This is a genomic window from Yoonia maritima, assembly GCF_003003285.1.
Taxonomy (GTDB): domain Bacteria; phylum Pseudomonadota; class Alphaproteobacteria; order Rhodobacterales; family Rhodobacteraceae; genus Yoonia; species Yoonia maritima.
In genome coordinates, this window is record NZ_PVTP01000006.1 from 1 (window position 1) to 23,593 (window position 23,593).

Below are 23,593 nucleotides of genomic sequence, written 5' to 3' on the forward strand. Positions count from 1 at the left end.
TCAAAACCTCACCGGCACGCGGCCCTTCGAGGTTCACTTCCATCACTTCAAGTGGCTTGCCAGCTGCAACAGCGACCGCGGCACGTGTACGCATTATCTATCCCCCAAAGGCAATTCTTCTTCAGGGAAAAGTTAGTCAATACGGGTCTCATCCGACAATTACGACTTTGGTCGCTGTTACAGAACAACTGAAACAACGCTCTAAATATGATATAGATTCGCGCGCGATAATGGTCGTTTGTACGACTGACGGGGGAACACATGTCGAAAATGCGTATGACACTCATCGCAGCCCTATTCCTGGGCCAGCCGGCTTTTGTTTTTGCCGAAGACTACTCTGACCCGACATGGCCATGTGTCCAACGAAAGGTCGAACAACTATCTTTGGGTCTGATGTGGCCGCACCAAGCACCTGAAAACGAAGCCGTGCAAGATCTAACACCTGCTGCCGCAACTTTAGTGGACACGTTGGTATTGCGCCGTGTGTCTATTGACGAAGTTGAAGATATCACAGCTGACTTCGCAGCGACCAACGCTCAGCTTACCCAAGATGATTACACCGCTATTTTTCAGGCGATTTTCAACAGAATTAACAGGGATCGCACCGATATCATCGCAGGTATCGGTCGCTATTCGCTGTCCCAGATCGACTTAGCCACACGGATAGAAACAGCCCGGATCGACATGGATAATGAAATGGCGAAACAGGACCCCGACTTTGATAAGGTTGATGCGCTTGAAGAACAGTTAGACTGGGACCAGCGCATTTATCGTGACCGTGCACAGTCGTTGCTGTACGTCTGTGAAACGCCCGTCATCTTGGAAAAACGCGCCTATGCCATTGCCCAAACACTATCGCATCACCTGCCCGGTTAGGCCACTATTCCCATTCTAATTCAGTGAACGCCACAGTGGCATTGCGCGGATTGAACTGATCGAACAAATCCCAATCAGCGGCTTGGCTTTGACCGATTACCCGCACAGCGTCCCCTAAACTATCGCCGCGAACGATCGCAGAACGCGTGTCCGAGATAAGCAGCGCAAGATACGCATTGAGAGGGCCAGCACTATCTGGCCAGTCTAATATCGGACCGCCGTGCCCGGGCATGATTGTATGATAGGGAAGCGCCTGCAATTCGGTCAGAACCGTTTGCCAACCCAGAACACTGCCATCCAAAGCAGGCGTGTATTCATGAAACATCAAATCTCCCGTAAACAAAATACCGCTTGTTGGGTCTCCGACTGTCAGGTCGTTTATAGAATGCCCGTTTGGCCAAGATCGCAGATGTAAAACGCGATCACCTAGATCAAGATCCAGCATCTTTTCGACACCGATATCGGGCATAACAACTTGGGTGCCGATAAACCCTGCAGCGCCAATCAAGTCCTGAAATCTGTTCATATAGGCGTCGCTTCGATCCGAAAGCCCACGCGCGAGGCCACTGTGACCAACGATCTCAGCACCTGCCTGCGCAAATAATGATGCGCCCAACACGTGATCCGGGTGCATATGTGTTAAAACAACGTACCGAACCGGAAGCCCTGTTTCCGACCGAACGGCCCGGTAAATTTGTTCAGAAACGCGACGCGAACCACCGCTGTCGATAACGGCAACCGCGCTTTTCCCTATTACGAAAGCGACGTTTGCAACGTCGCCTTCATTTTCTGGATTGGCATCACTGATCGCGCCTCGATGGACAAAAACACCCCGCGCAGCTTGCTGAAATCTCAACGTATCACCAACAGGTGCGCAGGCAGCCATCCCGTGCGGCTCTTCATTTAAAAACAGTTTCAAATCCGGTGGATTAGCCCGAAGTTGCGCATCACATTCGGCGACCGATATTGACTCATATCCGGGGATTAAGACATCGCGGCAAACCGCCGGATCAGACAGCAAGCACAGACTGACGATCGCTTCAAACATGGGGCGGCCTTCGCTTTCATAATGCAAATTCAGTAGCAATTGATCACGAAAACGCGAACCGATACTAAGGATTACTCCTGTATTTTTGCCATTTGTGCTACAAAACATCGATCAAAAGAGGAGAAACCGATGAAACGTCTTCTTGCTGCATCTTTGTTTGCGGTCTTGTCGCAGGCCGCCATTGCCCAAGGCAACGCCCTGATCGAAAGCGAAAGCTGGAACGAGCTACGCTTTGATTTCGTCGGTGACACCACATTGCATGACGGTGCCGCATTGTTCACGGTTGAGACGCCGTATCGCGCGCATGATGCTGCCACGGTTCCCATTGTTATTTCGCAATCGGCGGATGCAACGCCGATCCACGGCGCACTGGTGATCATCGACGAAAACCCTGCCCCGCTGGCCGCAGATTTAACATTCAGCGAAGCCATGTGGCCGCTAGATTTTGAACTACGGGTAAGAGTCAACCAATACTCGAACATCCGTGTCATTGCAGAAACTGATGATGGTCTGTTTATGAACGGTGGATATGTCAAAGCATCCGGTGGCTGTTCTGCCCCCGCATCGCGTGATCCCGAAGTTGCCTTAGCGTCGATGGGGCAAATGCGGCTGCGTAGTTTTGACGACACGCCGCGCATGTCAGGGCAACGGCGCGAAGCCCAGGTCATGATCCGACATCCAAACTATTCCGGCCTTCAAAGAGACCAAATAACCCAGCTGTTCGTCAGCGCGCATTTCATCAACCTGATCGAAGTTTTTCAAGGTGACGAAATATTATTCACGCTTGAGGGCGGGATATCAGTCAGTGAAAATCCGGTTTTTCGGTTCGGTTACCGTGACAACGGTGCACCAACAATCCGCATTCGGGCGCGTGACACCGAAGGCAACATTTTCGAACAGGTTCTCGCAAAAGACGACGGTGCCTAAAAACAAAGAATTTCGGCCTCGGCCTGTGCACGCCGTAAATCGGCAACGATGGCCTGCGTCATAGATGCCGTTCGAAATATCGCCATACGTTCCCCCCCAGCCAACTGCATTGAAAGCACGGTCTCGGCCTCGACATAGCGTTCATAGGGTAGGATCGTGGCAATATGATCGATGGAGCATGCGCATTTCGCCAACTGATCCCGCCCCTGCCCGTTCACCGCCATGCAGCCGAAAACGTAGTCTGCACGTGCAATTGTTGGGTAGTCATTCAATTGATCACTGACGGATTGCGCAAAAGCAGAGCTCCCCAGCAGTATCAGTGCGCTTGCAAGAAGGTTTTTCATTCTGCCACCTCAGGCATCAAATTCAGGGTGTTGCTGTAGCCGTCATCGCCACTGGCATCCGATGCAACTGCCGACAGCGATACATACCAACCCGGCACTGCCTCAGACATGACAAAGGTCATTTCTAGGTTGCCATAAACGCCCATGCGCTCGCGGTTTTCATCGTTTTCAAATGGACGGAATGTGATTTGCTTAACCGGTACTTCACCGTCCCCAAAAGGGATCATTGCGTCGTCAATCGGCGCAGGGGTGATCAGCGCTTCTTTGATACGGTTGCGAATATAAAATGGGCTTCCGCCAGCTTCGTGGGCGACATCACGTAGCACTGTTTCAACGAAATACATGATAATTGGGTTTCCAACAGTCGCGGGAAACTGTCCCAGATTACGATGCTGATCTCCTTGCAAAAACCGAAGCACAGCCATGTCATCAGGTGCAAAACTAAGCGCCACGTCACCCGAATGGCGTTGTCCATATTCAGGATTGCTGGCGACAATGGTTTCGCGGTCATAAAGCAGATCGTGCTGAACCCCGGTCAAGGTACCCTGCTTAAAGATCAAATCATAGATTTCTTCTGCGTGAACCGGCGTCGCAAGAAGCAACACCATAAGCATGTATCTTAACAACTTCATTCGCCCCTTTTCGCTATCAGCAGAGTATTCAATTATTGCACGACGTCATTGCAGACTTTGGTCGTATCCTTCGCTGCGCGCTCGTGGCACCTGCCGGGTTTTCCAATCTATCAGCGACCGCAGTCGCGACAGGTTAACCGGCTTCGTCAGCACTGATATTCGCAGCTGGGCGCACAGGTCCTTTATGGATGTTTCTTGATTGGCGGTGATAATTATTGCGGGCAGTCCTGCACCAGCTTGCTGACGTAGTGCGATGATGCTTTCGATGCCAGTATCACCATGATCCAATTGATAATCTGCCAAAATCACGTCTGGGCTCATCCCCAACTCTGCCACCATTTCAACAGCTTGTTCGGTCGAGGTACACGCAAGAACGCTTGCGCCCCAACTCTCTAGTCGGCGTGACATTGCAAACAGCACACCAGGGTCATTTTCAATCATCACAACAATCAAATCCAAGGATTCTGATGTTTGTGACGTGACATTTGGCGTGTCTGAATGCGCGCCCACGCCTGCAGTTACCATCGGCAAGGTAATCGAAAACACCGACCCTTTGCCCGGCTGCGAGCGCACGGACACCTTATGCCCTAAGTGCGCACATGCCCGCTGCACAATCGATAGCCCTAGGCCCATACCCATACCGCTGCCACCATCAACCCGCGTGAATTCTTGGAAAACCCGTTCTTGGTCGGCCTTTGTTATTCCAACACCCGTGTCCCAGACCTCGATCACAACGGAATTTCCGCGACGGCGGCACCCCAAAAGTACACGACCTGACTTTGTGTATTGGATCGCGTTATTGACCAAATTTTGAACCGATCGAGATAGATAACGTTGGTCGCTACGTACCCATACGCGGCTTGGAACCACCTCAAGCCGCAGACCTTTTTCGACAGCCAACGGCCCCATATCATTCGCGATGTTGCGCATGATGCCATCAAGCGCAAAATCCGTCACCGCAAGTTTCATATCCACAGATTCAAGTCGCGAAATATCGAGCAACGCGTGAAGCAACGATTCCATAGATTGGAATGAATGATCAATCCTTTGAACAGTATCCCGTACGTCGTTTGCTAACGCCATATCCGATAATGATGAAATCAACAGTTTTGCCGCATTGATGGGCTGCAACAAATCATGCGAAGCCGCCGCAAAGAACCGCGTTTTTGAACTCATCGCGGCTTCGACCTCGGCTTTTGCCTGCCGTAGATCCTCTTCGATGCTTTCTAGCGCCGTATATTGCCCGCGCAATTCTTTGTTCAAATCAGTCAGCTCTTGCGTGCGCTCTTGGACCCTGTTTTCTAGCTGTTCTGTCGTCTGAGACTGCACAGTCACATCCATCACGTTCACGATGCAGCCACCGTCTGGTAGCGGGTTCACTACGAATTCTAGAACAGTATGGTTTTTCTGGCGCCGGCGGAGATGCAGGCTTTCTTTGCGGCGTAGATACCGCAGCAAAGTTGTAAAGTTATCGTGCCGCAAGTCGCCCATGATTGAATGCGCGCTCAGATGCTCAACAATTTGGGCATACGAAGTCCCAACACAAGCAAGACGACCGGGGAGAGAAAGCAAGCTCGTAAAACGTGCATTTCCAAACAACATCGTGCCATCGGACGAGAACGTACACACACCTTGCGGCATGTTATCAAATGCTGCGCTTAAAAAATGCTCTTGCGCGTCGATAAGTTGGTCTTTTTCCAGCCGATTGGACCGCACGACCGACGTGATTTCAGTTTGAAATACGACAATATTATTGTGGCTCGTTTGCCGATAATTGATGACGAACCAACGATCATTCTTGATTTCAAACACAAATGGCGCGGGCGCTTCGTTCGCTTGGGCTGCATTACCGGCAAGTTTTTCGGCGTCACTATCGCGGGCGATGTAGGTGCTTTTTGTCAGACTATCGAAATATGTCTCTAACGATAGCCCTGGACCAATAACATCGTGAACGTCCGGAATCAGCTTTTTGAAATAGTCGTTGTAAACGCGCAAACGACCACCTGTGAATAACGCAAACCCCCCTTCCATCGACTCTAACGCGTCGGTCAGGCTTTGTTCGGTTTGGTTACGCGCTTCTTCTGATGTTTCCAGCTCTGTGCTGGTTTGGCCAAGCGTGTTTAGCGCTGCTTCTAGGTCGCGCGTTTTCTCTGATACTTTGCTTTGCAGCGTAATCGCTGACTGAAACAACGAATATGCCGAACGGCCTAATTCATGCCGTTGGTTGGCACGCTGGACAAGCGCTTTGATGATCTTGTCTTGTTGCGCGACTTGAACATCAAGTGGGAGATCACGATCAATCATAAATCCATCTTGAGACTAGACGAAAAGAACGCAATGCCGACAAAGGTCTGGTTCATGTGAACGCCGCCGTGCTGTTCACCGTATGTATTAAACCCCAACACACGCCTGTCGCGCAGCACCTTTGATGCTTCGCCACTTAACTGTTTTTGTTCAATTTCAAGCCGCCTTAGCACACAATCGAAACCTAAAATGAAATGCGGCGTTTCCCCGCGTGGGCCAGTAACAGCAAGTTCCGCATCCATCGTTTTGATGATTTCTTTCCCCCGTGCAAGCGTCAGCACAAGACCGTTTTCGATCGCAGACAAAAACGTCAAAGCACCATCATCAAGTACCTCTTGGATTGCGCGAACGTGCCAGTTATCCAAATTGCGCACCAACACCGGATTTTCTGCAAAAACCCGTGGGGATAGATCAGCAACATCATAGCCGATCAAACGCGCATATTCGTCTGCTGCAACTGCGCCATTGATTTCCGTCACGATCCTATCGTCAGGGCGTGCTTGCGTGACAACCAACTGGCGTTCTGTCGGCATAAAGTGATCGAATTCAACGCCTTCGAATACAAGGTCCGTTTCAACGATCAGCAAAAGTGCTGCGTCTTCATGAAATGCGCCACCATGCAAAACATAGGTACCATCAAACGCGAGCCCATGCCCCGCGGACCCCCCGAAGACTGGAATATCACCTAGGCCTGCGTCCAATGCAGCGACCAAAACGTCTTCTTGCTTAGACAGCCCATCTGCAATCGTAATTGCAAACCTGCGCCAACCGGCTGTGGTTTGGAAACGCTGGGCAAGCGTTTGCGCCGCCAATGCGGTTTGCTCAATAGAAACCGGCTTGAGCGGGCTAAACAGCTTAGATGAACATCTGAAATGATCACGTGGAAACGACACAAGCATTAGTGCATTATCAGCATAACCTTGCGGTGTAATTTGCCCGCCAGTGGTGCATCCGAATGCCAATGTTTGCGGCAGATGCAGCGCAAGACTAGCGGCGACCTTGCTGGTGTCTAAGCATTCAGGAACAAAGACCAAAACAAAGCAAATGCCTTCAGCCGGCAATTGCGCCACTGCTTCTGATACGGCGATATCAGGATCGGCAGACATAGAAACGCCCACCGACACAATACTTGCGCCAGTAAAGTCACCATCAACCATATTCATAATTAAACTAGCTTAACTGCGCACGCGCGTTTGTATCTGACAACGACTGCGGACGATTTAACGTTGCACTGTTTACCAAAACAGCGGCTTGGGTTCTGTTGCTTACACCCAACCGACGCAGCAACGCTGTGATATGTGCCTTGACCGTGCCTTCGGCGACCGAAAGTTCGTAAGCGATCACTTTGTTTGGCTTGCCTGCTGAAATAAGCTCCATAATCCGGCGCTGCTGTGGGGTAAGGCGCGCAATTCGCTTTGATGCTTCTTGCATACTAACCGGGTCCTGCGCGGTCTGTCTTGGCTTTGGGCAATAGCAAGGCGGTAGATAACGTGCGCCTTCCTGAACCTGCGCAAGCGCATCCCCGATCACGGTACGCGGCGCGTCTTTTGGTACAAACCCCATCGCCCCAGCATCCATCGCCGCCTGAATCGTATCATCTGATGAATCCGCCGAAATGACGACGATTGGCATGTCTTGACAATGTTCCTTAAGTTGGAAAAAGCCGCTTAACCCTGTCGCATCTGGCAAACCCAAATCCAGCAAAACCAAATCTGGCGTCGGCCCTGCACCCAGTGCTTTCATCGCTCCCTCCAATGAATTCACCGAATTGACTTGTTTAATCTTAAAGGCGGATGACAGCGATGCTGCCATCGCGTCACAATACAGCGGATGATCATCCACCACGAGTATATGGCTGGCAGAGAAATGCTTCTCTGCACTCGCAAAATTAGACATTTTAGTTCCTCCCAGCAAAAGCGTAGCGGAACATCTGGTTTCCACAAAGCACCTTTTGGGCGAGTCGGCATATTTCAGTGCACATTCGTGTGCAAACCACCAATCAACAGTGTTTGTCGCAATCGAAAAGCAAATTTTTCAGGTATATTTGGATCAAACGACCGACCAAAGAGATGACTATCCAGTTCGGACAGTAACTCTGAGCGCTCTATTGAGTATCCGTATAGTTGATCAATCGCATGGGCAGACGCTCTAACCCCCGCCATATCATGACGCCATATCGCCCAGCGAAGTTGGCATTGAAGCCGCCAACTGCGTAGCCTTTGGCGAAGGTAATAGCGTGAAAGCGTCTCACCTCGCGTTACAGCCAACACCCCGGAAAGAAATGCAATAATACCGCAGATACGCAAGACAAGCGGATGAATCCGGCTCGTTTCAACGGGTGTACGCTGATCCGAAACCGGTGCGCCGACAACATCACCAAAGGCGACTCGTTGTGGAGCAATCGACACCTCGCGCATTTCGCGTGCGACCGTATCGAAATAGCTAAACGTGATCGGTTCAAGGATCGCAGAATGACCATTCGTCGGGGTGACTGTCCAACGCCAAAACGCAATCGCTTCTGGTCCTCGCGAGGTTAAATCAACCAGTCGCTTTTCGGGATGCGCAAAGATGAGGGCGGAAGGCGATGTCAATTCCGGCATCGGCGGAATCATATCGGGGCTCGCGCCCAGCGCGGATATGCGGATCACGCGTAGCACACCTTCGCCTTTGGATAGTTGATCAGGTGCATTTGACCAGTCGTCGGAGACACGCAAACCCCGAACCGGAAACCACCAATCATCGCTCTGAGGTTCTGGCGTTACATTAATAGTGACCGGCTCTGACGTGATCGTATGTTCGAACCATTTGTTGTTTTCATCTAACAACGTCAGATGGTGCTTGAACGGCCCGATTTCCAATGTCCCCGTTTTATCAGGAAAAACGGCCATCCGTCGTCGCATGTTCTTGACCGGGCGACCATCCAGCAGACTTTCGAACCAATGGTCCTGCCCCAATTGCATCCAGTTAAAACCATCGAAATCCGGCTGTTCCAAACTTTCTAGAGTGATGTGGCGTTTGTAGATGCCGTGGATAGTTATCAGCACCATTTCTTGGCGCATCAACGGATCGGGTAACGGTTCGACCGTCACTGAAAGCGTAAGATCGTCAGGGTCAACCGTCGAGGTTTGCGCCCAAACGGGCACCACCCACCATGCCGCCAGCAAGATCGCATAGAATGCTCTTACCATTCGGTGTCCTCCTGCTCTTGGCCAGTTCCTGCATCGCGACGCGCCTTATGTTCGTGGTAAATACGTTCTGCTAAAAACGCGCCAGGCACGTCCTCTAGCGTCGCAAGCCAGCGGGCGTTTGCCGTGATGGATTGCGCATCAAAGACCTGCCGCACCCGCTGTTCACCACGGCTTACAATCTCAGCAAGGGCTGGCGTCGCGGATGTATTAGTAACCTCATCCCCCGTTCCAGAGGCGCGCGCATCACCCCGCGCAATTGGCGCGTCTGTGGTTGAACCTTCGCGATCCTCGGTCAAGAAAACCCCATCCACGTCAAGCGTCGTGGATGCGTAGAACGCCCGCAGCAGATCAAAATTCTGCTGCGCTTGCGGGTCTTGCCGGATAGCAACCGCCAGATCATAGGCTTCCAGCGCCGCCGCATATTCGCCTAGCTGTGCATGAGCATTGCCAAGGTTATAAAACGCATCTGCGCCTGCTTGTTCCATGGCATCTGCCGCCCCTTGGAAATCATCTGCGCGGTAGAGCGCAACCCCCACCCAGCCCGGATCTGCAAACAAGCTCGCGGCAGTGCGTGGCATCCCGAGCGACAATGCGACCCGCCCAAATGGCGCCGCCCCGCCCAACAATGCCGCAAGAACCAAACATGTTACAGCAAACAGAGGCAGCATCCGTTTCATCAGGCGCGGCTCCTTCGGAACAACAAAAGCGCAGGAAGCAGCGCAAGGAACAGAATATACCGCCCGATGTCCGCACGCAAAACAAGCTGTAGGTCCTGCAATTCAGTGCGCGACGCCGCTGCATCGCCAAAATCGGCCATGAACCGAATGAGATCGGGTGTTTCATAGATTTGGCCACCACCGACGCTTACCAAGCTTTCAAAGGTTGCCGGGCTTATCGGCGGGTTGCCGGATACGGTTGTTTTGGCCAGCACCACAGACAGCCGTGCGCCCAACTCTGTTATCCGCATAGCGGCGGCAATCGCGTCGTCGCCAAGCCCTTCCCCATCCGTCATCAAAACGACATCACCCGACAGTACCAACGCATTCTGCAGCACGTCAGCAGCGCGTTCCAATGCAAGGTGTGGCCTGTTGCCCCGATCGGGAATGAAATCTTCGTCAATCAGCGAGATGCTTTGCGCCAACTGCCTGTGGTCGGTGGTCAACGGCGACGCCAGATAGCTATCCCCACCATAGACAATCAACGCAGCGGGTTTACTGCCCAAGGCGCTAAGACCCGCATGCGCCATATTTACGACCGATGGCCAGCTTTCATCGCGCACCATTGATCCCGACACATCGATAACAAACACAACCCCATCCAAATTACGGAAGGTCTGCGCGCCGCGTTTTTCAATGGATGGCCCTGTCAGCGCCACCGCAACACACATCGCAATGACAAATGGGACAGCGGCAAAAAACCGACTGCCTGCGGGTTCGATCCGCCCCATAGCTGTCATTGCGGCCAGTAGATGCGGCTGGATGCTGGCCTGCCAATCACCCGGCTGACCGGATCGGCGCAAACGCCAAATCATAAGCGTTACGAGCACGGGAATTGCGGCGAACCAAAAGGGACGCAGAAAGGTGATATCGGCGATAGAACTCATTCTTTTGACCGCACCCCAAGTCCGATCCCCAAAAGGCCCGCCAATAGTGCTGGCCAAATCCAAAACGCGCGGTAGGTCTGCGCCGATAGACCCGCACGGGCTGTTGGTTCTAACGCATCTAATTCAGACGCCGCCGCCCGCAGATCATCTGTCGTACGGACCCGGAACATCTGACCGCCGCTGATCTTGGCAATGGCATCCAACGTCCGCACATCGACAACACCGCGCTGATCGGGTGCGTCCTCTAACGCAATCGGTCCCAGCGCAATCGTGTGGATACGCACCCCCATATCCGCCGCAAGCGCCGCAACATCGCGTGGCATCGCGGCACCCGCGTTATTGGCACCGTCCGACAAAAGAATGATGACTTTGGTGTCTGCGTCTGACGCCACTAACCGTTTTAGCGCAATCCCAATGCCATCACCGATATTGGTTGCCCGCCCAGAAATGCCGATCACCATGTCTTCGATTTTCTGGGCGACAGCATCAGTATCAAACGAAGGCGCTGCCGCAACATATGCGTCGGACCCAAACACGACCAACCCCACCCGGTCCCCTGCCCGTGCGCGCGCAAAGTCTGCGCCGACGGCTTTGACGACCTCAAGTCGCGTCGCAGTTTGCCCATCCAGCGCAAAGTCATCGCGCACCATCGACCCCGACAAATCCAACGCAAGGATCAGATCGCGCCCTGACATTGGTAAGGCTTGCTGTGGCGCAACGACACGCGGACCGGCCAAGGCGACGACCAACAGAAACCAAATGCAAATCGGCGTCAGCATATCAATATGGCGGAGCGGGTTTTGACCACCTGCACCGCCACTAAGCATTCGACGCTCGATACCTTCGGGCACGACCAGCACGGCACCACTGGGTGTCTGCGGCGGTGCCAAAAAATACACAACGACCGGCAGCGGCAGCAGTACGAAAAACCATGGGTTTGCGAACTCAAGCATTCTGCGCCTCGCTCTTAAGAAGCATGGCTTCAAGCTCGTCGATCGGTGGGATACCTGCGCGAGCATACAGTTCAGTAGGTAAGGCAGCAGGTGCGTGAATTTGGATCATGTGCAATAGCGCAACTGCACGGTCATCTTCAGGTAAGTCAGCTAGCGCCGCGATCTGGTCGGTCAAAGAACCAGCGTCCGTTGCAGGGCCTCGCAGGAAATACCCCAGTACCAATGACGTCAAATATGCCAACAACAGCCCATAACCAACGGCGACCAATATCTCTGAAATCAGCCCGCCGGGCGCGGCCTCTGGCAATCGGATGTCGTGCAAACCCGACAACATCGCATCAACTGTGGTGATGCCCTCTGCCATTCACGATACTCCTGCCTGCGTCATGGCTTGCCGCGTTGGCAGGCTGGTATCCAGGTGCATAACCGCGCAACCCGGAATTTCTGGTAACGCATGATCGTGCGGCAGTGTTTGTCGCAGTTTGATTGAACGGCGGTATCCGTCTGGCGACCGAATTGGGTAATGCCCCGGCGGCAGTGATTGTAGCCCGCTATCTTCGACCATCACAAATGACGGTGCGCGATGCTGGGCTAGCCGTTTCATGGTGCCTTCGAAATTGTCGCCTCGTTGATCAAAAGCGCTTGCGATGATGATTGACGCACCTTTGGGTACGATCCGATGTAGACCTTCGACGGCCATATCTAGCGGTGGATCAATAAACTGATCGGGGCCAACGACAGAGGTCGCGAATTCATGGGCGCGCACCAGCCCGCCAATCACCGACAGCATCCCACGGGTACCCGTACGCGTCCGCACGATGGTGGGTTCACCTGTCGTGATTGCCAGCAGACCGACCCGCCCACCAACTGCAACGGCTTGCCAACCAATCCATGCAAGCGCCTCGGCTGCGGCAACCGAACGGAACGCGCGACGCATGCCCCACAGCATCGATGGCCGGAAATCAGCCACCAAAAATGTCACCCTGTCGCGTTCTTCGTGAAAGGTCCGCACATGCAGATCGCCAGTCCGGGCGGTCGCACCTTTGTCGATGTACCGCATTTCATCGCCATGAATGTAGAGGCGGCTATCGGCGTTCACCTGACCTTGGCCACGTTTTTTGATTGGAAACCCACCGGGCAGGCCGCTTGTTGGTACGTCGCGGCGCATGTTTTCCGCGACGGCACCTTGCAAGGCAATTAACGCCTGTGCTGTCACCTGCGTGCCCGACACATCCGTCATAACGCTTGGGTTTGTTGCATGATGTCAGCGACGACGGCCCGGGGTGTCACACCTTCGGCGGCGGTCGCCCAGTTCAGAACCATCCGATGGGCAAGCGCATCGGGCAGTACCGCTTCGACATCTTCGGGGATCGCGTGATTACGTCCGTTTAAATACGCACGCGCACGCGCCGAAGCCGCCAGCGCGATTGATCCACGCGGAGAAACTGAATGTTCAATTTGTGTATCAAACGGAGCGACACGGGTCGCCACGACCAGCCTGACAATGTAATCCCGCAAGGCAGGCGACAGAAACACGTTGTCCACATCACGTCGGGCGACCTGCACTACATCTAGCCCCAATTCCGGCGGGGTTGCATCGCCCTTAACCCGTTCATTTTCGACCAAATCCAGAATGCGCCGCTCGGTCTCTAGATTGGGTTGAGTCAGAACGATGTGAAGCAAGAAACGATCTAGCTGCGCCTCTGGCAGCGGGAACGTGCCTTCGTGTTCGATGGAATTTTGCGTGGCGACAACAAAAAACGGTTCCGGCAAGGTGTGGGTTGTGCCGCCGCTGGTGACTTGGGTTTCGGCCATTGCCTCTAGCAGGGCAGACTGTGTTTTGGGCGGTGCGCGGTTGATTTCGTCGACCAGTACAAGGTTGTGAAATACGGGGCCCTGCGCGAACGCAAATTTACCCGTTTCGGGGTTAAACACATCAGTTCCAGTCAAATCCGCTGGCAACAAATCCGGCGTACATTGTACCCGTGCAAACGATCCACCAAGAGCGCGCGACAGCAGTTTCACAGCACGGGTTTTCGCCAACCCCGGCGGCCCTTCAATCAGAAGATGCCCCCCTGTCAGAACGCCAATCAGCAGTCGTTCAATTAACTGATCGCTACCGATCAGCCCCGTTTCAAGCCATTCTTTAAGCGCCGAAATTTGTTCAAAACACTCACGTGACTTACCATCAAGCACGGCCAGTCCCCCCAGATTAATGGCCAAACCCTGACCGGGAAAACGCACCAAATCTAGTTATACAAAGGTAGTAGATTAGTCGGGCAACGCCAAACAGCTATTATCAAGCAGCATTTCATACGCTGGATTAGCGACCGTCTTTTCGGCAGCGTCTTTCAACACATCGAAATTTGTCTCGATAAACATGATCAGCTCTGCCGAATTAACAGTTTCTAGCCCTGACCCAGCAAGCGCGTGCAGCATAAAAACGTCAAACCCACACAAACCGTTCGGATTGCTCGAAAGCAACCCGGTCATGAACTGGTCAGATTGCCACGACACACGTCGCAAATTAACGGGATGTTCCTGCAGCTTCGATCTGAATGGGGCGTCGCGATCAAACTTAAGAATATCTGCCCCGAAACTGACCACCTGAAACAGTTCTTCGGTCAAAATCGATGTATAAAAATCCCGCTGCAACGGAGTTAGGTTCGCATGTGGTGCCTGCCGGACTAACAAATGCGCGATTGCGCCCTCATGACCAAAAAAGCCGTTTGCTTGCGCTGGGGAATAGACGGGTTCGCGCCACTGTGGCGGAAACCGAATATCGAAATCCCGATCCATCTGTCGCAAATCAGCATTAAACAAAGCAGACGGCGGACGCCCAGAATACAGCCTGACATAGACGCGGGGGCGCGTTGGGCAGCTTGAAATACTGCGGTTCGCATAAGTGACCGACAACCGACGGCCGTAGATATCACCTAGCAGGCCTACAAAGCTCGAAATGACACGTTCTGATAGCCGGTTTGCCGGTTCGCCAATGACGCAGATTTCACCCATGGCGACTTCGCTGCTGTTGAACTGGACAGGAGGAAAATCTGGGTCGCGGCGATGGCGGGACGAATGAAGGTCAAAGACCCAGCCTTGCTTTGCAAGCGCTAGAAATTCACCCCGCGTAGGGTGCGTATTATCCGCGCGCGCACCAAAGGGAACGGCTGCCAGAAGTGCCATTAAAAGGCATTTGATCAGTCTTTCACGAATACGCACTATGCTCATTACCCAAACGCTGGTCGGCAAGACCATAGCATATTGGATCATATATTGCCGCCCTCAATTACGCTGGCGGCTGCTGACGATAGGTCAATTCGGCGTTATCATGATGCGAGAACGCGACGGCGCGCTTTTGAAGTTCTGCATGTAGTGGTGATTTCACGCAAACTGGGTCGGTCGCATTTGGATCACCGGCCAATGCCATTGCCTGACAACGACATCCGCCAAAATCCAGCTTCTTGCGGTCGCAAGAACGGCAGGGTTCTTGCATCCAATCATCACCGCGATAGGCGTTGAATGCTGACCCACGATACCAAATTTCAGATAGGCTTTTGTTGCGTACATTATCAAACTTCAACGACTTGATGGTTTGGGCTGCGTGACACGGAAGCACCTCTCCGTCGGGGGCGACGTTTAGGCCCGTTGTACCCCAGCCACCCATGCAACGCTTGGGGTAATCAGCGTGATAATCAGCAGGAACGTAATCTAGCACCAGTTGGCCTTTTAACCGATCACGGGCCTCGGCCACGACGCGGCTGGCTTCCTGTGCCTGTTCCTTTGTCGGCATCAACGCATCACGGTTCGACATCGCCCAACCGTGGAACTGGACAATGGCGACCTCAATACGCCTTGCATTCATTTCCAAAGCCATCTCAATCGCGCGTGGAAGCTGGTGAAGGTTTTGGCGGTGGACGACAGCGTTCAACGTCAGTGGAAAACCGATATCCTTGATCCATGCGGCAACCTGCATCTTGCGTTGAAAGCCACCTTTATAGCCGCCAATGCGGTCCGCCATGTCAGCATCAGTGCCCTGCAACGAAAGCTGAATATGATCGAGGCCAGCCATATCCAATTCCTGCAAGCGCCGTTCCGTCAGCCCAATCCCAGACGTAATCAGGTTCGTATAAAGCCCCGCATCACGCGCGGCCTTTACAAGATCAACCAGATCACGACGAGCTGCGGGTTCACCCCCTGAAAGATGAAGCTGAAGCACGCCCAGTTCTGCGGCCTGCTGAAACACGCGAACCCAGTCAGATGTATCAAGCTCAAGTGACTTTTGCGCCAATTCGACAGGGTTAGAACAATACGGACATGATAGCGGACAGCGATGGGTCAGTTCAGCCAGCATGGCTATTGGCGCAGGAATACCGTTCGCCTTGCCCTCTGCACGCCAGTCTCGGACCTCTGAACCGTCCATTATGCGACCTCCAAAATGCGGCGATTCATCAGACCGCGCAGAAATTCACCCGCATCCGCCGCGACCTGTTCATGCGGGGCGCCATATTTATCAGCCAGAGCGGTCGTAATCGTACCAAAGCTACGCGCACCATCAATTTCCGTCATGATCGCATGACCAATCGGATCCAGCGCGACCGCCCGTTCTGGCGCAAGCAAGACCCATTTTTCGCGGACATGATCCCAATGCAACCGCACGCCACGCGGGATTACGGGAATTACATCAGGGGACAGCCCATCGGTCATGATGCGGCCGCCACGTTCTGCGCAAGAAACGTACCCGGTTGCCATGCACCCGGCGGAATTCTTGCAGGATCAACATATGCGGCATGCAATGCATCTAGCTGCGACCACAGCACATCGGTTTTAAAGATCAATGCCTTCGCCGCCGCGTCTTGTTTTTCTTGTGTGTCAGCTTTGTCCAACACCCAAGCCAGACCAAAGGCCACGTCTTTGGGGGCTTCTTTCAATCGGTTCTTGAAATAGGCCAGACTAGAATCATCCGCGAAGGCATAATTGGCAAGCAAGCCTTCAATTCGCTGGGCGTGAATCTTTGGTGCGAACAATTCCGTGAGTGACGCCGCAACGGCCTCTAGCAGTGTTTCATCCCGAACAAATCGTACATAAGCGTCGACCGCAAATTTGGTCGCGGGCATGACGCCTTCGGCGCTGGCAACATAATCACGGTCAAGCCCGACAGCTTCGGCAAGCCGCAGCCACCGCTCAATACCGCCCTCGTTTTCGGCGGTGCCATCGTGATCCTCAATCCGGGAACGCCATGCGCGACGCAGTGCAGGATCATCGACCCTGCTCATGAATGCGGCGTCTTTCATGGGGATACGCGACTGATAATAGAACCGGTTAATGACCCATGCTCGAACTTGATCGGGCGTGCATCCTCCAGAGTGTAGAAGGTGATGAAACGGGTGTTTGTCGTGATACCGTTCTGCACCAATCTGACGCAACCGTGCTTCGAACTGTTCTTTGCTTAGGGTCATAATTCAAACTCCATCCCGTCTTGGGCAATAGTCCAACCAGATGCTTCGGCGGTGGCGCGTTGGTCGGATGATGGGCGCAAAACAGGGTTCGTATTGTTCATATGGACATAGACCTTTTTACCTACCTCAAGATCGGCAAAGGCAGCCATTGACCCATCAGGGCCAGACATCGACATATGTCCCATCCGATTGCCCGTCTTTTGGCTTAGCCCGCCAGTGACCATTTCATCATCTTGCCACAGCGTACCGTCAAACATGACCATATCGGCACCCGATAGTCGCTCACGCAGGTCCGGTTTTAGGGTCGAACAACCGGGGATATAGAATACATTTCGCTGGTCCGTTTTCAGGTGAACGCCAACAGTTTGTTCGCCTTCAAGGTCTGTCTGTACATGATCACCTTCCAGATAGAGAGGTACCTTACCTGGCACAGAGAAAAGAGTGGCCAGAACCCCGGTCACAAGCTCAAATGGTGTGCCCAGCGCGATGGTGCGGCGAATTACGAGATCAGGCTTTAGGGCGCCAAAAATCGGGTTCGCGTCGATGACATCGTGGATATCTTGGGTCGCGAACAGGTTGAACGGTTGCTGTTCACGCAGGATGAGCAATCCCGCGACGTGATCAATGTCACCATTTGTCAAAAGAACGGATTTCAACGGGCTGACGCGCAAATCTGTGGGATGCAGTGCAGGCGTACGCGCCATTTGATCACGAATGTCGGGAGACGCATTCAGGATTGCCCAATCAGAACCATTCGCGCTGACCGCTACCGAAGACTGTGATTGGGAGGGTATTTTACCACTACGTGCCAAATTGCAGTTTTCGCAACCGCAATTCCATTGGGGCAGGCCACCACCGGCAGCTGCCCCTAAAATACAAGCGCGAAATACCATCTGCGTGCTCCGCGCTTATATGTTTAGAACAGGTCGTCGTTGTTACGTTCGTCGTTCTCAGGACCGTACATGTTGATTTCCATGCCGCATTCGATTTCGCGGATCACTGGTTTCGTCCAAGCCATAATAGTTCCTCCTCTGTGTCAGATAAATGTGCGCCCTGCTGGGCATTTCGGTCAAATCTTATGTTCTAAGAAAAAATAAGAACGGACACTTAATCGAGGTGCTGAAAAACGAAACCACGGTTTCTTATTGTATTGATGCCAAAGTGAAAATCATCCATAGGCGCCAGTTTTTTGCGCAAATATCCGATGTAAACATCAACGACATTTTCGGATGAAGACCCTTCATTCGCCCACAGCGTATCAAAGATTTCACCCCGAGAAATAACAGTACCCGCCTTATCATGCAGCATCGCCAATAGGTCGAATTCTCTTTCAGTCAGAATCGCCTCGCGGGTTTGGCCACGCACTGTGCGCGACGCCGGATCAAGCACACAATGCGCAGTGACCGAGCGCTGCAATTGAACCTGCAAACGGGCAACGAGTTCGTCAAACGCGAATGGCTTTACGACATAATCGTCGGCCCCCGCCTCTAACCCGGCCATCCTATCAGTGACTTCCGTTAGCGCGGAAAGCATCAGTATCGGCTTTGCATGTCCGGCCGCCCTAAGGGCACGCACCAGATCAATGCCGCTGTCGCGTCCGATCATCACATCAATGATTGCTGCAGCCACCTGCCCGTCTGGAAACCGCTTTGCCGCCGCCTCCACCGTGCTTTCGGCCAGCGTGGCATATCCGTGCATCTGTAGACCACGCGCCAGCGCATCTGTGATCTCGGGGTCGTCATCAACAATAAGGATCGTTGTATCAGCCATCACATCACGCTAACCGCTTGCTCGCAAAAGCGAAACCGTCACCATGGTCCCGGCGTTCGGACCGATATTGAAAGGCGCCGGGACCGGGCTTTGGATCGTCAGTTTGCCTTTTTGTTCGGTCATCACCCAATGCGCCAGTGACAGGCCAATTCCAAAGCCGTTTGACGCTGCCTTCCCGGTAGAGGCCTGCGCAAATCGGTTCGTCACGACTTTAAGATCCTCCTCAGACATTCCAGGCCCGTTGTCGATCACCCGCAGGTTTGCTTCTCTTGCCGTGGCGTTAATGTTTAAAGCGATAGAACCGCCGTCTTTAGCATGACGTAACGCGTTTTCGATTAGCCCAGTCACCACTTGCCGCGTCCAGTTTTCGTCGCCTTCGACGTTGGTCCCAGAAACACCATCTAGCGTGATCGTTACCCCCGCATTGTCTGCAAGGCTTTGCATATCGGCGACGGCAGCTTGTGCCGCGCGGTGTAAGTCAAATGTTGAGCGCTCCAGGCTCAGCAGCCCGCCATCAGATCGGGCGATACGTAGCAAATCATCGATACGTTGGTTCAATCGCCGTGCACGACCGTGGATCACCCCATATGGACCATCTTGTGGCGCGCCGGATTTCAGGGCCAGCTCTGCCTCCATCAAGATGACTGTCAGCGGTGTGCGCAATTCGTGACTGACATCAGCAAAAAACCTGCGCCGGTCTTCGTCTGTCTTGGCCAGTGCCTCGTTGGCATGACGTAGCGCCTCTGTCCGGTCCGCGATGGTTTGGTTTAGCCGTCCCCATTCGCTTTCGACTGCGGATTTGCGTGCAGCCAATGACGCTGCCATTTCGTTTGTCGCTTTGAACAAAAGGCCGATTTCGTCGCCTTGTTCATCCGGTAGGCTGACTTTGAAGTTCTCATTCCCGATCGACCGGGAAGCAACGCGCAGTTGATCTAAACGCGACAACTGCGGGCGAACCAAGAAATAGTAAAACCCGGCTACAAGCAGCAGTGCCAAAACGCCAACAGCAAAGGCTGCCCGCGTAAGCCGGTCACGCAAGGCGTCAACCTGCGCGATTGCGGCTTCACGCGCGCGGCGATCTTCGGTGACAGCCGCGTTTAACAGCGGATCAAAACCAATCGAAAATGCGTTGATCAGCCCCTGCAATTGCGCCGCGCGTTGATCAGGTGCTGTTATTTCAGAGGCTTCGTCAAATTGTTCTAACGTGCCCTCGAACAAAGCTTCCATCCGCGCAACACCAATACTGCGGGTCGCGCGACGTGACTGTTCGTCCAGATCAGATTGGGCAACATCCCCGACGTTTTGATCAAGGTCCGCACGAATGGCCGCAAAGTTCCGACGTATACCTGCGGTTAGCCCTTCTAACCGCGCATTCCGAGTATCCGCATCGACGCCGGATTGCGCCGCTTCGTAAAGAATGACGATCAGCGAACCGACTTGGGTCGCAAGATCCGACAATCGTTGTATCCGCTTTTCGGCCGTCACTGCGACTTGCACCTGCGCGGACATTAAGGCCATCCCGCGAATAGTCAGTGCGCTCGACAGTACCGCGACCAGACCAATGATCGCTGCGCCAATTGCCAGCCTCGCACGTAAACTGCGCACCTATTCTTCGCCCCCCTCAACGATAAAGCGACCAAAGGCTCTTGGGCCATCGCCCGTATCGATTTCCGCGACAACACTTAGGCTGTGCACATCAATTACGCTGACTGTATTCGAAAACCAATTTGCGACAATCACTTGATTACCGTCAGTCGTTGTGTCGATCCCTTCGGGATATTCACCAACGTCAATTGTTGCCTTCACAGTCAGGTCAGTCAGGTCAAACACGCTGACACTGTCGGCATATTGGTTCGTCACAAAACCAGCACCTTGGGCGAATGTCACCGCATATGGGCGTTCACCGACTGAAACTGTGCCAACGACCTTACCTGCTACCGGATCAACAACCGTCACCGAATTTGATCCAACATCAGCCGTGAACAACCGGCCCCGCGGTCCCACCGTAACCCCAAAGGGCCGCACGCCGACCGGAACCCGATGGGCGACCGTATTCGTCCGCAGATCAAATATCGAAACCTGATTGGCCTCTTTATCTGCTGAGGCAAGCCAAGCGCCATCCGGCGTCACAGCAACTCCGGCAGGGGCTGCCCCAGTTTCCAGCGTATTGATGACGGCTAGATCAGCTGCGCTTAGCACCCAAATTCGGGCATTGAACCAGTCGGTCACATAAATGGTCTGGCTATCTGGGTGAATGGCGACGCCAATTGGCCCACCATCAAGGGACACTTCGTTCAGCAATTCCAATGTATTGCTGTCAAATTTGCGAATTGCCTTGCTGTCAGCACTCACCGTTAAGAAAAAACTGCCCGCAGGATCAACGGCGACACCGGCCGGTGAACCATCCACATCGATACGTCTGACTTCGCGGTGATCATCTAGATCAATAACACTAAGCGTGCTGTCGTTTTGGTTAGTCACATAAGCCAAATCCCCCGCTACAACCTGCGTCACAGCGAGGGCAAAAAACATCGACAGGCAAATCGTCCTATTAGCTACCAAAGCGGGCAACAAGTGCATCCAAACCAGCCTGATAAACACCCGACACTGCAGCAATCGCAGCTTCGTCGTTTAGTTCGGGTGGCGGGTCATTGTTCGGGTAGCCACGGTAAAACGCGCCGCGCCATTCGACCAGTGACCCACCACCCTCCGTCGCGGTGACCGTTATGTGGGAGGAGTAATTTGTAACTGGTAACACGTCGACGGATACATCGGTGATCCGGTACGAATAGCTCATCTTTTCGTCAGAGTATTTGTACAAGATTTCGTCAATCGTCGGACCACCTTCTTCGCCCAACACCAGCAAGCGCGTGGCGTCTATTTCGTTACCACCCGTTCCGGTGCTGGAATAAACCGCTGGGTGCCAACTCATGTCCTGAAAGTTGCCGACCACGGCCCAAACCTCTTCTGGTGTGGCGCTTACCTCAGCGGAAAGGGTCACTTTCTGACGGGTTGGACCATGTGCGTGGGCCGCCATTGGTAGGCAGGCGGCAAGCAGGATAAGAGTTCTTCGGTGTATTTTCATTGACTGGCTCGTGTGTTGGAAAATGGCAAATTAACATCACAGCAAACGTGGCTCGTGCTGAATTACCTTGACCGTAGCTGAGCTTATGTGAAGCTGACAATAAGCCTAAAGTATCGGTTTTTTTCCAAGTTGAATCGTTGCAGCATTCGAAAAGGGAACCAATTACGCGAATTTCTTGGTTAATTTCAAAGGGGGAGGTCATCTAGGATGATGGTATTTGCACGCTTGATTGTGGCCTTTGCATGCCTGTTTTGCACTGCCTTTGGTGCCTACGCCCTAGATATCAATGCCGCCGTTCTGCGCGTCGACTACCCCCAGCGTTTGCCGATTTCCCGCTACGATCTGATCCCCGATGACCTGGGCTTTGCCGGGGGTGCTTTGGCTGATGAAGACAACCAAACCACTGGCAATTTCATGGGCATGACGTTCAACACAAACTACGTCGCAACCACCCCCGAAGAAATTGACGCCTTATTAGAAGAACTTATTGCGAACGGAACAACGTTGCTCGTGGTTATGGCCAACGCCGAAGACCTGCTACAGATCGCGGACCGCGCAGGCTCCGATGTATTGGTGATCAACGCAACGACCCGCGATATGTCAGTCCGTGACGATCAGTGCCGCGCAAACCTACTGCACGTCGCGCCCAGTGAAATGATGCTTGCTGACGCGGTCGTGCAATTCGCCATGTGGAAGCAGTGGCGCGAGGTGTTCCTCATTCAAGGATCAAACCCAGCTGACCGCACATTGGGTGATGCCTACCGCCGTGCAGCCAACAAATTTGGTGCACAAGTTGTTGAAGAACGCGAATTCGAAGACACCGGTGGATCACGCAGGACCGACACTGGTCACGTACTGGTCCAACGCCAGATTCCCGTCTTTACACAGAACGCAGAAGACCACGACGTTGTCATCGCCGCGGATAACTCTGATCTTTTCGCGCTTTATCTGCCGTTTCACCTTTGGACGCCGCGCCCGGTCATGGGCTCTGGTGGATTGCGCCCGGTCACAATGCACGCCGCCCACGAAGCATGGGGCGCGACACAGTTTCAACGCCGGTTCGAAGAGGCCTCTGGTCGGTTTGTTCAAGAAGCCGACTACGAAGTTTGGCTTTCTCTGCGCGTCATCGGCGAAGCGGTCATTCGGATCAACGCCGCCGATCCGGCCGCGCTGCGCGACTACATCTTAAGCGACGATTTTGAATTGGCCGCGTTCAAGGGTAGGAAAGTCAATTTCCGCCCGTGGAACGGCCAGCTGCGCCAGCCAGTGTTGCTAACCGATAGTAAAATCACCGTAAGCGTCTCACCCCAAGATGGATATCTGCATCAGGTTTCGACGCTCGATACGCTTGGATTGGACCAACCCGAAAGCGCCTGCAATGCCTTTGCTGAATAAGGAAAAAAC

General features: G+C 53.4%; 26 protein-coding genes. 3 read left to right on the forward strand and 23 right to left on the reverse strand.

Annotation, left to right across the window (positions count from 1 at the left end; genetic code table 11):
- The first annotated feature begins 261 nt into the window (after positions 1-261).
- Entirely contained in the window at positions 262-876 is a 615-nt protein-coding gene (locus CLV80_RS09965; protein WP_243394502.1) for a hypothetical protein, read from the forward strand.
- Positions 877-880: 4 nt separating this feature from the next.
- Here the strand turns inward: CLV80_RS09965 and CLV80_RS09970 are convergent, their stop codons facing one another.
- The gene (locus CLV80_RS09970; RefSeq protein ID WP_106357991.1) at positions 881-1,924 is read right to left on the reverse strand and encodes a quinoprotein relay system zinc metallohydrolase 2; all 1,044 of its coding nucleotides are present in this window, start codon (positions 1,922-1,924) and stop codon (positions 881-883) included.
- Positions 1,925-2,053: 129 nt separating this feature from the next.
- Between CLV80_RS09970 and CLV80_RS09975 the strand changes: the two genes are divergently transcribed.
- Positions 2,054-2,851 (forward strand): quinoprotein dehydrogenase-associated SoxYZ-like carrier, encoded by a 798-nt coding sequence (locus CLV80_RS09975; RefSeq protein WP_106357663.1) that lies wholly within the window; start codon positions 2,054-2,056, stop codon positions 2,849-2,851.
- On the opposite strand, the gene CLV80_RS09980 is transcribed toward CLV80_RS09975, so the two are convergent.
- The 22 genes from CLV80_RS09980 to CLV80_RS10085 form a co-directional block, all read right to left on the reverse strand.
- Positions 2,848-3,195 carry a hypothetical protein gene (locus CLV80_RS09980; protein WP_106357665.1) on the reverse strand — a complete coding sequence of 116 codons (348 nt, stop codon included), beginning with the start codon at positions 3,193-3,195 and terminating at the stop codon, positions 2,848-2,850. The two genes, CLV80_RS09975 and CLV80_RS09980, sit on opposite strands and share 4 nt — an antisense overlap.
- Positions 3,192-3,827, reverse strand: coding sequence for a hypothetical protein (locus tag CLV80_RS09985; RefSeq protein WP_106357668.1), 636 nt, complete (start codon positions 3,825-3,827; stop codon positions 3,192-3,194). Before CLV80_RS09985 ends, CLV80_RS09980 begins: the two co-directional genes overlap by 4 nt.
- Positions 3,828-3,872: 45 nt before the next feature.
- The gene (locus tag CLV80_RS09990) at positions 3,873-6,131 is read right to left on the reverse strand and encodes a hybrid sensor histidine kinase/response regulator (RefSeq protein ID WP_106357671.1); all 2,259 of its coding nucleotides are present in this window, start codon (positions 6,129-6,131) and stop codon (positions 3,873-3,875) included.
- Entirely contained in the window at positions 6,128-7,294 is a 1,167-nt protein-coding gene (locus tag CLV80_RS09995) for an FIST N-terminal domain-containing protein (RefSeq protein ID WP_165793363.1), read from the reverse strand. Before CLV80_RS09995 ends, CLV80_RS09990 begins: the two co-directional genes overlap by 4 nt.
- Positions 7,295-7,301: 7 nt before the next feature.
- On the reverse strand, positions 7,302-8,027 hold the full coding sequence (locus CLV80_RS10000) for a response regulator (protein WP_106357673.1): 726 nt from the start codon (positions 8,025-8,027) through the stop codon (positions 7,302-7,304).
- A gap of 74 nt (positions 8,028-8,101) precedes the next feature.
- Complete coding sequence (locus CLV80_RS10005; protein ID WP_106357675.1) at positions 8,102-9,319, reverse strand: BatD family protein; 1,218 nt, start codon at positions 9,317-9,319, stop codon at positions 8,102-8,104.
- A complete protein-coding gene (locus tag CLV80_RS10010) occupies positions 9,313-9,996 on the reverse strand; it encodes a tetratricopeptide repeat protein (RefSeq protein WP_165793364.1) in 684 nt (227 codons plus the stop codon). The genes CLV80_RS10005 and CLV80_RS10010 overlap by 7 nt, the downstream gene beginning before the upstream one ends.
- Positions 9,996-10,922, reverse strand: coding sequence for a vWA domain-containing protein (locus CLV80_RS10015; RefSeq protein WP_106357677.1), 927 nt, complete (start codon positions 10,920-10,922; stop codon positions 9,996-9,998). Before CLV80_RS10015 ends, CLV80_RS10010 begins: the two co-directional genes overlap by 1 nt.
- Positions 10,919-11,875, reverse strand: a complete 957-nt coding sequence (locus CLV80_RS10020) for a VWA domain-containing protein (protein ID WP_106357679.1) — start codon at positions 11,873-11,875, stop codon at positions 10,919-10,921. Before CLV80_RS10020 ends, CLV80_RS10015 begins: the two co-directional genes overlap by 4 nt.
- Positions 11,868-12,239: a hypothetical protein gene (locus CLV80_RS10025; RefSeq protein WP_106357681.1), complete on the reverse strand. Its 372-nt coding sequence runs from the start codon at positions 12,237-12,239 to the stop codon at positions 11,868-11,870. Before CLV80_RS10025 ends, CLV80_RS10020 begins: the two co-directional genes overlap by 8 nt.
- Positions 12,240-13,115: a DUF58 domain-containing protein gene (locus CLV80_RS10030; RefSeq protein WP_106357684.1), complete on the reverse strand. Its 876-nt coding sequence runs from the start codon at positions 13,113-13,115 to the stop codon at positions 12,240-12,242.
- Positions 13,112-14,092: an AAA family ATPase gene (locus tag CLV80_RS10035; protein WP_375342197.1), complete on the reverse strand. Its 981-nt coding sequence runs from the start codon at positions 14,090-14,092 to the stop codon at positions 13,112-13,114. Before CLV80_RS10035 ends, CLV80_RS10030 begins: the two co-directional genes overlap by 4 nt.
- 54 nt (positions 14,093-14,146) lie before the next feature.
- Positions 14,147-15,061 carry a hypothetical protein gene (locus CLV80_RS10040; RefSeq protein ID WP_133169771.1) on the reverse strand — a complete coding sequence of 305 codons (915 nt, stop codon included), beginning with the start codon at positions 15,059-15,061 and terminating at the stop codon, positions 14,147-14,149.
- Between the two features lie 103 nt (positions 15,062-15,164).
- On the reverse strand, positions 15,165-16,298 hold the full coding sequence (gene pqqE, locus CLV80_RS10045; RefSeq protein WP_106357689.1) for a pyrroloquinoline quinone biosynthesis protein PqqE: 1,134 nt from the start codon (positions 16,296-16,298) through the stop codon (positions 15,165-15,167).
- Entirely contained in the window at positions 16,298-16,582 is a 285-nt protein-coding gene (gene pqqD, locus CLV80_RS10050) for a pyrroloquinoline quinone biosynthesis peptide chaperone PqqD (RefSeq protein ID WP_243394504.1), read from the reverse strand. The genes pqqE and pqqD overlap by 1 nt, the downstream gene beginning before the upstream one ends.
- Positions 16,579-17,334 carry a pyrroloquinoline-quinone synthase PqqC gene (gene pqqC, locus CLV80_RS10055; RefSeq protein WP_106357695.1) on the reverse strand — a complete coding sequence of 252 codons (756 nt, stop codon included), beginning with the start codon at positions 17,332-17,334 and terminating at the stop codon, positions 16,579-16,581. The genes pqqD and pqqC overlap by 4 nt, the downstream gene beginning before the upstream one ends.
- Positions 17,331-18,227 carry a pyrroloquinoline quinone biosynthesis protein PqqB gene (pqqB, locus tag CLV80_RS10060; RefSeq protein WP_106357697.1) on the reverse strand — a complete coding sequence of 299 codons (897 nt, stop codon included), beginning with the start codon at positions 18,225-18,227 and terminating at the stop codon, positions 17,331-17,333. Before pqqB ends, pqqC begins: the two co-directional genes overlap by 4 nt.
- A gap of 23 nt (positions 18,228-18,250) precedes the next feature.
- Positions 18,251-18,352 (reverse strand): pyrroloquinoline quinone precursor peptide PqqA, encoded by a 102-nt coding sequence (gene pqqA, locus CLV80_RS10065; RefSeq protein WP_106357700.1) that lies wholly within the window; start codon positions 18,350-18,352, stop codon positions 18,251-18,253.
- Between the two features lie 89 nt (positions 18,353-18,441).
- A complete protein-coding gene (locus CLV80_RS10070) occupies positions 18,442-19,104 on the reverse strand; it encodes a response regulator transcription factor (RefSeq protein ID WP_106357702.1) in 663 nt (220 codons plus the stop codon).
- A 9-nt stretch (positions 19,105-19,113) separates the two neighbouring features.
- Positions 19,114-20,709, reverse strand: a complete 1,596-nt coding sequence (locus CLV80_RS10075; RefSeq protein ID WP_106357704.1) for a sensor histidine kinase — start codon at positions 20,707-20,709, stop codon at positions 19,114-19,116.
- On the reverse strand, positions 20,710-21,636 hold the full coding sequence (locus tag CLV80_RS10080; protein ID WP_106357706.1) for a YVTN family beta-propeller repeat protein: 927 nt from the start codon (positions 21,634-21,636) through the stop codon (positions 20,710-20,712).
- A 19-nt stretch (positions 21,637-21,655) separates the two neighbouring features.
- Positions 21,656-22,189: an SRPBCC family protein gene (locus tag CLV80_RS10085; protein ID WP_106357708.1), complete on the reverse strand. Its 534-nt coding sequence runs from the start codon at positions 22,187-22,189 to the stop codon at positions 21,656-21,658.
- 207 nt (positions 22,190-22,396) lie between these two features.
- Here CLV80_RS10085 and pedA1 point away from each other — a divergent pair, with 207 nt between their 5' ends.
- On the forward strand, positions 22,397-23,584 hold the full coding sequence (pedA1, locus tag CLV80_RS10090) for a lanthanide ABC transporter ABC transporter substrate-binding protein PedA1 (RefSeq protein ID WP_106357710.1): 1,188 nt from the start codon (positions 22,397-22,399) through the stop codon (positions 23,582-23,584).
- Positions 23,585-23,593: the final 9 nt, after the last annotated feature.